Source organism: Streptomyces sp. NBC_00353, from assembly GCF_036108815.1.
GTDB lineage: Bacteria > Actinomycetota > Actinomycetes > Streptomycetales > Streptomycetaceae > Streptomyces.
Genome location: NZ_CP107985.1, coordinates 426,803 through 440,143 on the forward strand (window position 1 = coordinate 426,803; position 13,341 = coordinate 440,143).

Annotated in this window: 12 protein-coding genes; 6 read left to right on the plus strand and 6 right to left on the minus strand. The window is 69.0% G+C overall.

Going from position 1 to position 13,341, the window contains the following annotated elements:
- Positions 1-7 precede the first annotated feature (7 nt).
- The 3 genes from OHA88_RS01945 to OHA88_RS01955 all read right to left on the minus strand — a co-directional run bounded on the left by OHA88_RS01945 (position 8) and on the right by OHA88_RS01955 (position 3,396).
- The gene (locus OHA88_RS01945; protein WP_371797151.1) at positions 8-982 is read right to left on the minus strand and encodes a carbohydrate ABC transporter permease; all 975 of its coding nucleotides are present in this window, start codon (positions 980-982) and stop codon (positions 8-10) included.
- Between the two features lie 3 nt (positions 983-985).
- Complete coding sequence (locus OHA88_RS01950) at positions 986-2,266, minus strand: ABC transporter substrate-binding protein (protein ID WP_328629558.1); 1,281 nt, start codon at positions 2,264-2,266, stop codon at positions 986-988.
- Between the two features lie 74 nt (positions 2,267-2,340).
- On the minus strand, positions 2,341-3,396 hold the full coding sequence (locus tag OHA88_RS01955; RefSeq protein ID WP_328623929.1) for a carbohydrate kinase family protein: 1,056 nt from the start codon (positions 3,394-3,396) through the stop codon (positions 2,341-2,343).
- A 127-nt stretch (positions 3,397-3,523) separates the two neighbouring features.
- Between OHA88_RS01955 and OHA88_RS01960 the strand changes: the two genes are divergently transcribed.
- From OHA88_RS01960 to OHA88_RS01970, 3 genes are all read left to right on the plus strand, one after another.
- Positions 3,524-4,273 carry a DeoR/GlpR family DNA-binding transcription regulator gene (locus OHA88_RS01960; RefSeq protein WP_267009344.1) on the plus strand — a complete coding sequence of 250 codons (750 nt, stop codon included), beginning with the start codon at positions 3,524-3,526 and terminating at the stop codon, positions 4,271-4,273.
- On the plus strand, positions 4,270-5,616 hold the full coding sequence (locus tag OHA88_RS01965) for a 6-phospho-beta-glucosidase (protein WP_328623930.1): 1,347 nt from the start codon (positions 4,270-4,272) through the stop codon (positions 5,614-5,616). Before OHA88_RS01960 ends, OHA88_RS01965 begins: the two co-directional genes overlap by 4 nt.
- 66 nt (positions 5,617-5,682) lie before the next feature.
- Complete coding sequence (locus OHA88_RS01970) at positions 5,683-8,790, plus strand: alpha-mannosidase (protein WP_328623931.1); 3,108 nt, start codon at positions 5,683-5,685, stop codon at positions 8,788-8,790.
- A gap of 315 nt (positions 8,791-9,105) precedes the next feature.
- Here the strand turns inward: OHA88_RS01970 and OHA88_RS01975 are convergent, their stop codons facing one another.
- Positions 9,106-9,237, minus strand: coding sequence for a hypothetical protein (locus OHA88_RS01975; protein ID WP_326623970.1), 132 nt, complete (start codon positions 9,235-9,237; stop codon positions 9,106-9,108).
- A 141-nt stretch (positions 9,238-9,378) separates the two neighbouring features.
- Here OHA88_RS01975 and OHA88_RS01980 point away from each other — a divergent pair, with 141 nt between their 5' ends.
- The gene (locus tag OHA88_RS01980; RefSeq protein ID WP_328623932.1) at positions 9,379-10,524 is read left to right on the plus strand and encodes a hypothetical protein; all 1,146 of its coding nucleotides are present in this window, start codon (positions 9,379-9,381) and stop codon (positions 10,522-10,524) included.
- Positions 10,525-10,697: 173 nt separating this feature from the next.
- On the opposite strand, the gene OHA88_RS01985 is transcribed toward OHA88_RS01980, so the two are convergent.
- The gene (locus OHA88_RS01985) at positions 10,698-11,096 is read right to left on the minus strand and encodes a hypothetical protein (RefSeq protein WP_328623933.1); all 399 of its coding nucleotides are present in this window, start codon (positions 11,094-11,096) and stop codon (positions 10,698-10,700) included.
- 122 nt (positions 11,097-11,218) lie between these two features.
- On the opposite strand from OHA88_RS01985, the gene OHA88_RS01990 reads away from it, so the two are divergent.
- Together OHA88_RS01990 and OHA88_RS01995 are read left to right on the plus strand one after the other, a co-directional pair.
- The gene (locus OHA88_RS01990; RefSeq protein WP_328629559.1) at positions 11,219-11,800 is read left to right on the plus strand and encodes a DUF402 domain-containing protein; all 582 of its coding nucleotides are present in this window, start codon (positions 11,219-11,221) and stop codon (positions 11,798-11,800) included.
- 123 nt (positions 11,801-11,923) lie between these two features.
- Positions 11,924-12,907, plus strand: coding sequence for a phosphotransferase family protein (locus OHA88_RS01995; RefSeq protein ID WP_328623934.1), 984 nt, complete (start codon positions 11,924-11,926; stop codon positions 12,905-12,907).
- A gap of 156 nt (positions 12,908-13,063) precedes the next feature.
- Here OHA88_RS01995 and OHA88_RS02000 read toward each other — a convergent pair whose 3' ends face one another.
- A complete protein-coding gene (locus OHA88_RS02000; protein ID WP_030980527.1) occupies positions 13,064-13,336 on the minus strand; it encodes a hypothetical protein in 273 nt (90 codons plus the stop codon).
- Positions 13,337-13,341 lie beyond the last annotated feature (5 nt).

The window sequence follows — 13,341 nt, forward strand, 5'->3', positions numbered from 1 at the left end:
CGGCCTCCTAGTCCCTTTCCCGGCGCTGGACCAGCCGCCAGTTGATGATGGAGAAGACGACCACGATCAGGAAGATCGCCCAGGCGATGGCCGCCCCGTAGCCGAAGTCGTTGTTGTCGAAGGTCTGTTGGAAGAAGTAGAGGACCACCGTCTGGCCGGCGTGCTCGGGGCCGCCGGAGAACGTCGAGCCGCCGTTGTTGGCGCCGAGCAGCACCTGCGACTCGGAGAAGGACTGCAGACCGGTGATCGTGGACACCACCACGGTGAACAGGATGACCGGGCGCATCATCGGCACGGTGATCTTGAAGAAGGTCTTGACCGGACCGGCTCCGTCGACCTTCGCGGCCTCGTACAGCTCGCTGGGGATGGTCTGCAGACCGGCGAGATAGATGATCGCGTTGTAGCCGGTCCACTGCCAGGTCATCAGCGCGGCGACGGCGACCTTGATGCCCCACGGCTCGTTCAGCCAGGCGACCTCGCTGACCCCGATGGCCTTGAGCACGGCGTTCACCATGCCGAAGCTGGTGGAGAAGATGGAGCCGAAGATGATCGCGACGGCGACCACCGAGGTGACCGACGGCACGAAGTAGGCGAACCGGTAGACGCGCTTCAGCCGCACCGCGGAGTTCAGCATCACGGCACTGATCAGGGCGATGACGAGCATCGGGAAGGTGCCCATGGCCCAGATCACGAGTGTGTTGCCCAGCGCGTCCCAGAACTGGGTGTCGGTGAGCAGATAGCGGAACTGCGACAGCCCCGCGTACTCCATGTTGCCCAGGCCGTCCCAGCGTTGGAAGGCGAGGAAGAGCGAGAAGCCGGCCGGGATCAGGCCGAAGCAGAGAAAGAGCAGATAGAACGGCGAGATCGCGGCGTACAGCCGCCAGTGGCGACGGATGCCGCCCTCCGGATGGGCCTTGACAGCGACAGCCGGTGGGGGCGCGTCCATGGCCGCTGCGGCCGGTGCGGTCTTCAGATCGGCCATGACTCAGCTCACCCCCAGGTGGTCTGCGATACGTCGGCACTGGGCCATGGCGTCCCGCCAGGCCTTCTTGCGGTTCTTGCCGGAGATGTAGACGGAGGTCAGCTCGTCCCTGATGGGCTGGCTGAGGGCTACGTCGTACGGGCTGTTGTAGGAGACCGGGACCCGCTGGGCGGCCGGACCGAAGACGTCCATGGTGATCTGGCCGCCGAAGAACTCGTCCGGCGTGCGCAGGTCCGGCGACTCGAAGGAGGCCGGGGTGGAGGGGAAGAGGGAGGCTTCGAGGAAGCCGCGGGACTGGTTCTCGGGGCCGAGCAGCCAAGTAATGATCTGGAAGGCGAGCTCGGGATCACGGCAGTACCTGGTGATGCCGAGGAAGGAGCCGCCGTCGTTGGCCGGGCGCTCCGGCATCGCGGCGACCCGCCACTTCCCCTTGGACTTCGTCAGCTGCGACTTGAAGTCGCCGGCCACCCAGGAGGCGCCGATCTGGCTCGGCAGTTTGCCGTCCTCCAGCGCCGGGTTGATGTCCACGGTGCCGGACTTGAACGGGGAGTCGATGCCCCGGTCCAGGCATTCCAGCGCGAGGTCCCAGGCGCGGGTGATGTGTTCCTGGTCACCGATGAAGTGCCGGTCCTTGTCGACGTAGCGTTTCGTCGACTGACCCACGGCCATGCCGAAGATCGCCAGCGGGTCGCTCACCATGTAGGAGCCCTTGGCCTTCTTCACCAGCTGTTCACCTGCGGCGAAGTAGTCGTCCCAGGTGCCCATCTGCGCGGCCACGTCCTCGGGCTCGGTGGGCAGGCCCGCCTTCTCGAAGATGTCGGGGCGGTAGTAGTGGACGCAGGGGCCGGTGTCGATCGGGAAACCGATCTGGCGGCCGTCGTCGGCGGTGCCCTGGCTCCACTTCCAGTCCAGGTACTGGCTCTTCAGCTTGTCCGCGCCGAGGGTATTGAGGTCGACGAACTGGTCGGCGTTGGGCAGCAGGGAGGCTATGTCCTCGCCCTTGAGTCCGGTGATGTCGGGCGCATGAGCGCGGGCGGTGAGGGTCGTCAGCAGCTTCGAGCGGAAGTAGCCGCCGATCTGAGTGGCCTTGAGGTCGACCTGGGTGAAGCGCTTGACGGCGTCCTCCACCAGCTTGTCGCTCAGTCCACCGCCCCAGTACCAGAGCGTCATGTCGCTCCCGGTGGATCCGGCTGGGACCGAGCAGCCGGCGACCGTGCCGCCCAACAGGGCGGCCGAGGTGGTTGCCAGGCCCGCGCGAAGCAGTCCTCTGCGCGAGAGATGCACTGCTCCCACCGCCTTTCGGTTTCTCGTCGTTGAGGGTTCAGGAGGTGTTACGGAGGGTCTTACGGAGGAAGGTCCTACAGGGGAGTGACCGGTGCCCTTGGTGGGGGCGGACCGGGGTCGGTGGGGATCCGGTCGGTGAGGAAGCCGAATTCGCGGCGCAGCGCCTCGGCGCCGGGATCGGCTGCGACACCGCGCCACCACTCGGCGACGCCGCCCCAGCCGGGCGCCGCCAGCGCCCCGCCGTGCAGGCGTACGGACAGCCCCGCCGCGAGCGCCGCGAAACGCAGCCGTTCGGCGAGCGGCCAGCCGGCCAGGGAGGCGGCGACAAAACTCGTCCCGAAGACATCCCCGGCGCCGGTCGCATCCAGGACATCAACGTCAAGCGCACCGGCCTCGGCGAACTCACCCGTGCTCTGGTCGACGGCGATCGCGCCGTCCCGCCCCCGGGTGATCACCGCGACCGGCACCAGGTCGGACAGCGCGTGCAGCGCCGCCGTCGGGGTGTCGGTGCGGGTGTACGCCATGGCCTCGCCCTCGTTGGGCAGGAACGCGTGGCACAGGGAGAGCCGGTCGAGCACGTCGGACGACCACTGCTGGGAGGGGTCCCAACCGACGTCGGCGAAGATCTTGGTGCCCGAAGCGGCGGCCTTGGCGAGCCACTGCTGCGGCTCGGCGCCGATGTGCACCAGCGCGGAGCGGGCGGCCGGTGGGTCACGGATGAGCTCGTCCTGGCTGTACGGCGGCTCGTGGCCGTTGGTGACCAGCGCCCGGTCATCCCCCAACGCGAGGGAGACGGTGACGGGCGTGTGCCAGCCGGCCGGGGCCGTACGGGACAGGGAGAGGTCGATACCCTCCTGCCCGGCAAGCACCTCGCGGCAGTAGCGGCCGTAGAAGTCGTCACCGAACACGGTGGCCAGCGAGGTGCGCAGGCCGAAGCGGGCGGCAGCGACCGCGAGGTTCGCAATGCCGCCGGGACCGCTGCCCATCCCCCGGGTCCAGATCTCCTCGCCCGGCACGGGTGGCTGTCCGAGGCCGGTGAAGACCAGGTCGTAGAAGAGCAGACCGGTGAGCAGGAGGTCGGGCGCTTCATCGCCCGGTGTCACGTCGGAGGCTGGGAGCGGCTCGCTCACGAGCGCGTCCTCTCGTCAAGAGTGTGCAAGTTCGACCAGCCGATCGTGGGACAAGTGCGCAAACTTTTCAAGACTTCTTCAATATCAAGCATGGAATTGAATGAAATTGAAGGGTAGTGTGCACTGCATGCTGGCAGAGCGACGACATCAACTCATCCTGCGGGCACTGCGCTCCGGGGGGCCCGCCTCTGTGGCCGATCTCTCCTCCGAGCTGGACGTGAGCGCCGCCACGGTCCGCCGCGACCTGATCAGGCTGGAGGAGGACGGCCTTCTCACCCGCGTCCACGGGGGCGCGGTGGTGGAGGAGGGTGATCAGCCCTTCGCGGAGGTCGCCGAGGTCCGGGTCTCCGACAAGGACGTCCTGGCGGAGCGCGCCGCGGCAATGATCAAGGACGGCCAGACGGTGCTGCTGGACATCGGCACCACCGCCTACCGCCTGGCCCGGCAGCTGCACGGCCGCCGACTCACCGTGATCACAAGCAATCTGGTGGTGTACGAGGAGCTGGCCGAGGACACCGGCATCGAGCTGGTGCTCCCCGGCGGTGTGGTCCGCCGCGAGTACCGCTCGCTGGTGGGCTTCCTCACCGAGGACAGCCTGCGCCAACTGCACGCCGACTGGCTGTTCCTGGGAACGAGCGGCGTCCGACCCGGCGGACAGGTCATGGACACCACCGTGGTCGAGGTGCCGGTGAAGCGGGCCATGATGGCCGCCGCCGAGAAGGTGGTGCTGCTCGCCGACGCCGGGAAGTTCCCCGGCCAGGGGATGGCCAAGGTGTGCGGTCCGGCGGACCTCGACGTAGTAGTGACCAACGCGTCCGCGGACCCGGCGACCCTCGCCGCGCTCGCGGAGGCCGGCGTAGAGGTGATCAAAGTATGAAACTGACCATTCTGGGCGGCGGGGGATTCCGGGTGCCGCTCGTGTACGGTGCGCTGCTCGGCGACCGCGCGGAGGGCCGGGTCACCGGCGTGACCCTCTACGACCTCGACGCCGGCCGGCTCTCCGCGATCGCCCGGGTGCTGGCCGAGCAGGCCGCCGGTCACCCGGACGCCCCGGCGGTGACCGTCACCACGGATCTGGACGAGGCGCTGAGGGGCGCCGACTTCGTCTTCTCCGCGATCCGCGTCGGCGGTCTGGAGGGCCGGGCGGCGGACGAGCAAGTGGCGCTCGCCAAGGGCGTGCTCGGCCAGGAGACGGTCGGCGCCGGCGGCATCGCGTACGGGCTGCGCACGCTGCCGGTCGTGGACCACATCGCCCGGCGGGTGGCTGCGCTGGCCCCGGACGCCTGGTTCATCAACTTCACCAACCCGGCGGGCCTGGTCACCGAGGCCATGTCCCGGCATCTGGGCGACCGGGTGATCGGCATCTGCGACTCCCCGGTGGGCCTGGGCCGCCGGGTGGCCCGCGCGCTGGGCGCCACACGCCCGCAGGACGCCTGGATCGACTACGTCGGGCTGAACCATCTGGGCTGGCTGCGCGGCCTGCACATCGACGGCCGCGACCAGTTGCCGCGGCTGCTCGCGGACCGGGAGCTGTTGGGCAGCTTCGAGGAGGGCAAGCTCTTCGGCCCGGAGTGGATCCAGTCGCTGGGCGCCGTACCGAACGAGTATCTGCACTACTACTACTTCAACCGGGAAGCGGTGAAGGCGTACCGGGAGGCGCAGCAGACCCGCGGCGCCTTCCTGCGCGACCAGCAGGCCCGCTTCTACGACTGCATGCGCGACCCGGCCGCGCCCGCGCTGCGTACCTGGGACGACACCCGGGCCGAGCGCGAGGCGACCTATATGTCGGAGAACCGCGAGGCGGCCGGCGCCGGCGAGCGGGACGAGGCGTCGCTCAGTGAGTCCGGCGGCTACGAGAAGGTCGCCCTCGCCCTGATGCGGGCCATCGCCCGCGACGAGCGCGCCACTTTGATCCTCAACGTGCGCAACCGGACGACCCTCCCCATCCTCGACGAGGACGCCGTCATCGAGGTCCCCTGCCTGGTCGACGGCAACGGCGCCCACCCGGTGACCGTCTCCCCGCTGCCGGGTCATGCCGCCGGGCTGGTCTGCGCGATCAAGGCCGTGGAGCGCGAGGTGCTGGCCGCGGCCGCCTCCGGCTCCCGGTCCGCCGCCATCAAGGCCTTCGCGCTGCACCCGCTCATCGACTCCGTGGAGGTGGCGCGGCGGCTGGTCGACGAGTACCGCGAGGTGCATCCGGGCCTCGCGTACCTGACGTAGCGCCGCGCCTCTCCATTGCCGCAAAGCTCCCTGAGAGCTGCCCAAGAACTTCTGAAAAGAGATCCCATGCACGACGAACGCCGCCGGATCGAGGAGCGCGTCGAACGCATCCACGACCAGCGCATCAAGCCGGCCGTCTACTCCGCCTCCGTCCCGCTCATGGTCGAGGCCTGGCAGGCGCCCGGCGAGCCGGTGCCCTTCGCCGAGGCCGCGGATGCCGCGTACGAACCCTTCGCGATGGGCACGCCGTGGGGCCCGCCGTGGGGCACCACCTGGTTCCGGATGCGCGGCCGGGTGCCGGCCGAGTGGGCCGGCAAGCGTGTCGAGACGGTGATGGACCTGGGCTTCGTCGGCGACTGGCCGGGCAACCAGGCCGAGGCGCTGGTGCACGTGCCGGACGGCCGCCCGCTGAAGGCCGTCAACCCGCAGAACCAGTACGTCCCGGTCGCCAACCCGGCCGTCGGCGGCGAGGAGATCCACTACCTGGTGGAGGCCGCCTCCAACCCGGACATCCTCGCCAACGACTTCATCGGCCCCACTCCGCTGGGCGACCGGCTCACTGCCGGTGACAAGCCGCTGTACACCTTCAAGCGCGCCGATCTCGCCGTACTGGACGAGGACGTCTGGCATCTGTCACTGGACCTGCAGGTGCTGCGCGAGCTGATGCTGGAGCTCGAGGCGCACGACCCGCGCCGGCACGAGATCATGACGTGTCTGGACCGCGCCCTGGACGCGCTGGACCTGGACGACATCTCCGGCACCGCGGCCGACGCCCGCGCCGTGCTGAAGGAGGCCCTGGCCAAGCCCGCGCACGCCAGTGCGCACCGGATGTCGGCCGTCGGGCATGCGCACATCGACTCGGCGTGGCTGTGGCCGATCCGTGAGACCAAGCGCAAGACCTCCCGCACCTTCTCCAACGTCACGGCGCTGGCCGAGGAGTACAACGAGTTCGTCTTCGCCTGCTCGCAGGCCCAGCAGTACGAGTGGGTGCGCGACAACTACCCGCACGTGTGGGCCCGTATCCAGCAGGCCGTGAAGAACGGGCAGTGGGCGCCGGTCGGCGGCATGTGGGTGGAGTCGGACGGCAACCTGCCGGGCGGTGAGGCCATCGCCCGCCAGCTGATCCACGGCAAGCGGTTCTTCATCGAGCACTTCGGCATCGAGACCAAGGGCGTGTGGCTGCCGGACTCCTTCGGCTACAACGCCGCCTACCCGCAGCTGGCGAAGCTCGCCGGCAACGAGTGGTTCCTCACCCAGAAGCTGTCGTGGAACCAGACCAACAAGCTGCCCCACCACTCGTTCTGGTGGGAGGGCGTGGACGGCACCCGGATCTTCACTCACTTCCCGCCGGTGGACACCTACAACGCCGAGTTCTCCGGCAAGGAGATGGCGCACGCGGTGCGCAACTACCAGGACAAGGGCGTCGGCACCCGCTCGCTGGCCCCGTTCGGGCACGGTGACGGCGGTGGCGGCCCCACCCGGGAGATGCTGGAGCGCGCCCGCCGGCTCGCCGACCTCGAGGGCTCGGCGAAGGTGACGGTCGAGCACCCGGACACCTTCTTCGCGGAGGCGGCGAAGGAGGTTCCCAAGGACCAGGTGTGGTCCGGTGAGCTGTATCTGGAGCTGCACCGCGCCACGTACACCTCACAGGCGCGCACCAAGCAGGGCAACCGGCGCAGCGAGCACCTGATGCGCGAGGCGGAGCTGTGGGCGACGACGGCCGCGCTGCACGCGCCGGGCTACCGCTATCCGCACGAGAAGCTGGACCGGCTGTGGAAGACGGTGCTGCTGCACCAGTTCCACGACATCCTGCCGGGCTCCTCGATCGCCTGGGTCCATCGCGAGGCAGAGGCGGAGTACGCTCGGGTCGCGGCCGAGGTGCAGGAGCTGACGACCGAGGCACTGGCGGCGCTTTCCGGTGGTGAAGGCCTGTCGGTGTTCAACACCGCTCCGCGCGACCGCGCCGAGGTCGTCACGGTGCCCGCGGGCACAGCGGCCGACGGCCAGCAGCTGGCCGACGGCTCGGTGGCCGTGTACACCGAGGTCCCGGCGAGCGGCATCGCACCGCTCGGCGCGTCGGGGGCCGCCCCGCAGCCGGTGACCGTCGAGGGCCGGGTGCTGGACAACGGCCTGGTGCGGGTGGAAGTCGCCGCGAACGGCACCATCGCCTCCGTCCGCGACCTGGTGGCCGGCCGTGAGGTGCTGGCGCCGAACGCTGCCGGCAATCTGCTGCGCCTGCACAGCGACCTGCCCAACTACTGGGACGCCTGGGACATCGACAAGCACTACCGGAACCGCTACACGGACCTCACCGAGGCCGAGTCGGTCACTGTGTCGGAGGAGGGCCCGCTGCTCGGCGCGCTGCGGGTGGAGCGCTCCTTCGGCAAGGGCTCACGGATCGTCCAGAGGATCGTGGTACGTGCGGGCAGCCGCCGGATCGACATCGAGACGGAGATCGACTGGCACGAGGCGGAGAAGATACTCAAGGCCGCCTTCCCGGTCGACGTCCGGGCCGACCACTCCCGCGCCGAGATCCAGTTCGGCCATGTGCAGCGCCCCACGCACACCAACACCAGCTGGGAGGCTGCCCGGTTCGAGGTCTACGGCCACCGGTGGGTGCACATCGGGGAGCCGGGGTACGGCGTCGCGGTCATCAACGACTCGACGTACGGACACGATGTCTCCCGCACCACGCGGGAGACGGACGGCGGTACGACGACGACGGTCCGTCTCAGCCTGGTGCGAGCCCCGCGCGTCCCGGACCCGGGGGCGGACCAGGGCAAGCACCGCTTCACCTACGCCCTGTTGCCGGGCGCGACGGTCGAGGACGCCGTCGCCGAGGGGTACGCACTGAACCTGCCGCTGCGGGTCGGCGCCGCGGCCTCGGCCACCCCGGTGGTCACCAGCGACAACCCGGCCGTCACCGTCGAGGCGGTCAAGCTGGCCGACGACGGCTCGGGCGATGTGGTGGTGCGGCTCTACGAGTCGCTGGGCGGCCGGGCGCAGGCGGTTCTGCGCCCGGGCTTCCCGCTGGGCAAAGTACAGGTCACGGACCTGCTGGAGCGCCCGCTCGCGGGGCAGCCCGCAGAGGTATCAGCGGCCCGTGAGGGGGAGGTGGCCGTGACACTACGGCCGTTCCAGATCCTCACCGTGCGGCTGACGCCCGCGGGCTGATGGTACGGGGCCCTGCCCGGTCTTCCCCATGGGCCGGGCGGGACCCTTGTGCCGGTTGCTTCCGGCGGCGCGCGCTGATTCCCGGCGCACCATGGGACGGGCCAAAGGGCGCGTTTCGTCGCTCCAGGGCAAGATCCTGCAGCCCGTGGGCAGCACCATCCGCAATCGCGCGCACCGACGGCTGACCGGTGCGCCAGAGAGCAGCATCAGCCGCGCCGCTACGGCACGCTCAGGACTGCGCACGCCTTGGAGGCAATCCGCGAGGCGCGCCGTGTAAAGACGGCCACGGCGGGCTCCGCGGCCGGTGCGTTGGGCTCACCGCGAGATCAGCCACACGAGCAACCCGGTCGTGATGGTGCTGCCGGCCGCGTACGCGGCGCCGCGGAGCATGGCGACGCCTGCGGCATGCAGCAGGCGACGTCGGGTTCGGCGAACAGGTCGTGGCATGAATCCTCCTACGTGTGAAGGGAGTTGAGAACGTTGCACCCGTCAGGTACGTGCTGGTTCAGCGGGCGTGCGATCCAGTAGGCCATCTCGTCAGCCGGCAACCGGGCGGCGTAATCGCGGGGTTCTAACTAGAGTGTGGCTGTGGCGTGGAAGGGGCCGAGTGCGGCTGAGCGGGAGCTGTCTGAACTGATGCGGGCGCGGGATCTGTGCGTGAGCTGGGCCCGGATCAGGCGCTGGCGTGAGTTCGGGGCCCTGCCGTGGGGCGCCCGGCGCGGTCTGGGAAGAGGTGCCGGATCGGTCTCGGAACTCACGGCCGATACCGCCGTGGTCGCCGAGGCTCTTGCCCTGGCCACGGCCAGGAAGGCGCGTCTTGAAAAAGCCGTGCTCCGCGTCTTCACCGTGCACCCGCGGTGCGAGGATGTGTTCGTCGCCACCTGGGTTCCGCTGCCGGAACGTGGGGTTCGTAAAGCGTTGACGTGGTACCTCGGCCAGGACCGTTCAAGTGCGGTGGCCGTCGTCGAGCGGGCTGTCGAAGCCGTAGGCGACGATCCTGAGCGGCGTGCGGAAGCCGCGCATGCTGCCGCACACGCCTACTACACCAGGCGCTATCACCAGGCGCGGAGAATGCGCTCGGCAGGTGGCGGCGTCCACCCGGCTGATCCACACAGCCGGGCGGACGCTCAGGGACTGGCTACGTTCGCGGCAGCCGCAGTGCTCGGCATGGAGGAATTCGGCGCGGACAGCGTGATGGAAGCCCTCCAACAGTCACTGGGGTCAGAAGACGATGAAGCCCTGTCAGCTCAGGCGTTCACCGAGATGACGGCCATCGCCGCGCAGCGCGAGCTCTCCGGCAACAAGCTGGCCGACCCGAGCTGGATGCTCACGGCCGACAGGGCACGCCGACTGCGCGAGACGGACTACAGCACCATCTGCACAGTCCGCCACGTGCTCGCCGTGCTGGTGGAGTCCGCCCTGCCGCTACGCCTGGCTTACCGGGCCTGCCTGCAGGATCCCGCACTGCAGCACATCGAGCAGGTCCGTACGGCCAACCCGCGCGTACACCACTACCTGGACTGCGCTGAATACATCAGCCGTCGCTCTCCAGCCGACGCCTGGGAATCGTTCACCTCTCTGCTGCTCAGCATCTGCACCGACCCCGAGAGACTGGAAGCCTTCCAACAGGATGTCACCGCCCTGGACCCGGCCCTCGACGAGGTCCACGCCCTGGGCCGGCACGCGGCAGCCCGCCTCGCACCGGCCTCGGCGGCGGCGAGCCGCCCGGCCTGAAGGCCGCCCCGACGCGGGCGGGATCTTCCCCCCAGCCGGTCCGCTGGTTGCCGTCATGGTCACTTCGGCAGCTTCAAGGGCTGCCTTGAGGTGGTCGAAGTGCCATGCCCGAAGGCAGCACTGGGCGTCTGGGCGGGCGGTGTGTGCTGTTCCTTCGTGCGCTCCCCTGCCGATCAGATCGTGTCGTCCTCTGCGGTCGGCCAGTCGAAGGGGTCTGTGTGCTCGATGTCGTCCGTCCAGTAGCCGTACCGTTCGCCGAGCACCAGCAGCAGTGCCTGCGGGTCGAGCGAGCCAGGGCGGATGACGAGGCCGAGGCCGCGCGCGGTGCTCACGGCAGCCGCGGACAGGTGAGAGCGCAGGGCGTGTTCGGTGATTGCTCCTGCAGGAACAGGCAGGTCGTCGGAACGCTCGGGGGCCTGCATGGCGGCAAAGATGCGGGCTCGGTGTTCGTGGGAATCGCCCGGGGAGGGGCGCAGACCCTGCTGCTGGGCGCGATGGTTTCCGGCCGCGTTCGCGATGGCGGTCAGCAGATGCCAGTCACGCCACCCTTCTGCCCGCAGCTGCGTGGCCATACGCTCGAGATGATCAAGGGAAACCATGGAGGACTGACATGCAGCGATTCGAACCGGGACAAACGGCCGTGCGGCGGGACGTATTCCGAGGAAAGGTCTGGAGCGCTCAGGCTTTGCGGGTAGTGCAGGACGACCAGAACGCGCTCGTCGTGGCCTGCCGCCCCGGAGCGGAGTCGATGGCCGCCACCACGTTCATCGAGTCGATGCTCAGCGGCGACGACCTGGTCCGCAAGCAGGCACTCCCGAACCTCGCGGCAGGCCGCTGGCAGCTGGACCGATGGATCTGGCGGGACACCGTGCTGCTTCTGTGGAACCCGCCGGAGACGTACTTCAGTATCAACATGTTCTACAACCCGACCGACGATCACCACATGCTCAACTGGTACGTCAACTTCCAGCGCCCACTGGAACGCACAAAGATCGGCTTCGACACCTTCGATCTGTTGGTCGACCTTGTCGTCGCACCCGACCTGTCTTCCTGGCGCTGGAAGGACGAGGACGAATACGCCCAAGGTCGCCGCCTGGGCGTCGTGGACGACACTGACCACAAAGCCGTCCAGCAAGCACGCGAACAAGTACTGGCAATGATCGAGCAACGCCAGGGCCCGTTCGCCTTGAACAGCGGCTGGACGGAGTGGCGATCCGAACCATCCTGGCCGACCCCCATCCTTCCTCTCGACCACCTGACCGTGAATCCGGCCTAGTCGCTATGACCGTGAAGGTTCACCGAGTCAGGACGCAAAGGTCGGGGTGAAGCAGGGCTCGACCTCGTTCCGGCGGGCCCAGGCCCGATCGAAGCTTCACGGTCGCAGCACTAGCATGCTCGGGTGCCTACCGAGCATGCCCCCGCCGGATTGCCGGTTCTGGCCCGACGGCTGGTGCGCACGACCTTCGGGGTGCGCGCAACCGAACCACAGCCGCTGGCGGCCGGCGCCTGGTCTCAGGCGTTCGAGCTGACCATCGACGGCGTGGAGGCGGTCCTGCGCATCGGCGCGCACGGTATGGACTTCGCCAAGGACGAGATCGCCGCCCGCTTCGCCGGACCCCACCTGCCCGTCCCGCCGGTCCTGGCGAGGGGCATGGTCGACAACTGGCAGTATGCGATCTCGACCCGCGCGCACGGGACCGGGTTCGACGACCTGTCCACAGCCGACGTGGCGCTGACACTGCCGAGCCTGCTGACCGCGCTCGACGCCATCGGCAGAATCGACCTTGCCGGCACCGCCGGCTACGGCATCTGGACCCCGGACGGGCGAGCACCGTACGACTCCTGGGTGGACGCGCTGCTGGCCATCGGTACCGAGACGGCCCGGGTACCTGGCTGGCGAGCAGCGCTGGCCGACTCCGAGATCGGGCTCGGGCCGGTCGAGGCCGGGCTGGCCGCCCTCGCCACACTGGGACCGTACCTGCCCAACGAACGCCGCATGATCCATGGCGACCTGCTCAGCCGCAACGTCCTCGCTGCCGGCGGCACCGTCACCGCAGTTCTGGACTGGGGCAACGCACTGTACGGCGACCACCTCTACGACGCTGCCTGGCTCATCTACTGGTGGCCGTGGTACCCGCAGTGGCGCACCATCGACATCCACGCCGAGCTGCTCGCGGACTGGCACGCCACCGGCCCACTCCCCACCCACCTGCGCGAACGCCTCCACGCGTACCTCATCCATTTCGGCCTCGACGCCATCGCCTACTGCACCTACCAACACCGCTGGGACGAAGTACGGCACAACGCCGACACCGTGGTCGCGCTGACCAACAGCGCGCCGGGCGAGATCGAACTCAACCGACCCATGATCGAGCCCTCGTGACTGCAACCATCGGCACCCAACCGGCCGCCACGAAACTCGGGACAGCTCACACGGACACGTCGGCTTGACGTTGTGGAGCCTTGTGGCCGCGTCGGGGACGCGGAACTGAAGCATCGGGTACCCACGGTGCCAGGCCCTTCAAGTGTGCAAGGGGATTCAGCCGTGCTCTTCCTCCTCGGATTCCATGCGCCGGATTCCCTCGTGGGTGAGGGTGACCATCGCGGGGGTGTTGCCCGGTTCCCAGTCGACGGTAATCAGGCCTTCGCCCGCCAGGTAGGTGCAGGCGGCGGCCAGGTCCTGTTCCGGTACGTGGAGATCGCGCCGCAGCTGTGCCCCGGTGATGCCGAGGAGGCGGTTGCCTTCGACGGCTTCGTACAGGACCCGGAGCACCTGATCGCGGTAGGTCTTGCGTTCGCGCAGTGTGGCCATGACCG

Bases quoted from the DNA above. Each gene is read 5' to 3' on its own strand.
- OHA88_RS01945 (WP_371797151.1), bottom strand. From the start codon at position 982: ATGGCCGATCTGAAGACCGCACCGGCCGCAGCGGCCATGGACGCGCCC.
- OHA88_RS01960 (WP_267009344.1), top strand. From the start codon at position 3,524: ATGCTGGCAGAGCGACGACATCAACTCATCCTGCGGGCACTGCGCTCC.
- OHA88_RS01965 (WP_328623930.1), top strand. From the start codon at position 4,270: ATGAAACTGACCATTCTGGGCGGCGGGGGATTCCGGGTGCCGCTCGTG.
- OHA88_RS01970 (WP_328623931.1), top strand. From the start codon at position 5,683: ATGCACGACGAACGCCGCCGGATCGAGGAGCGCGTCGAACGCATCCAC.
- OHA88_RS01975 (WP_326623970.1), bottom strand. From the start codon at position 9,237: ATGCCACGACCTGTTCGCCGAACCCGACGTCGCCTGCTGCATGCCGCA.
- OHA88_RS01985 (WP_328623933.1), bottom strand. From the start codon at position 11,096: ATGGCCACGCAGCTGCGGGCAGAAGGGTGGCGTGACTGGCATCTGCTG.
- OHA88_RS02000 (WP_030980527.1), bottom strand. From the start codon at position 13,336: ATGGCCACACTGCGCGAACGCAAGACCTACCGCGATCAGGTGCTCCGG.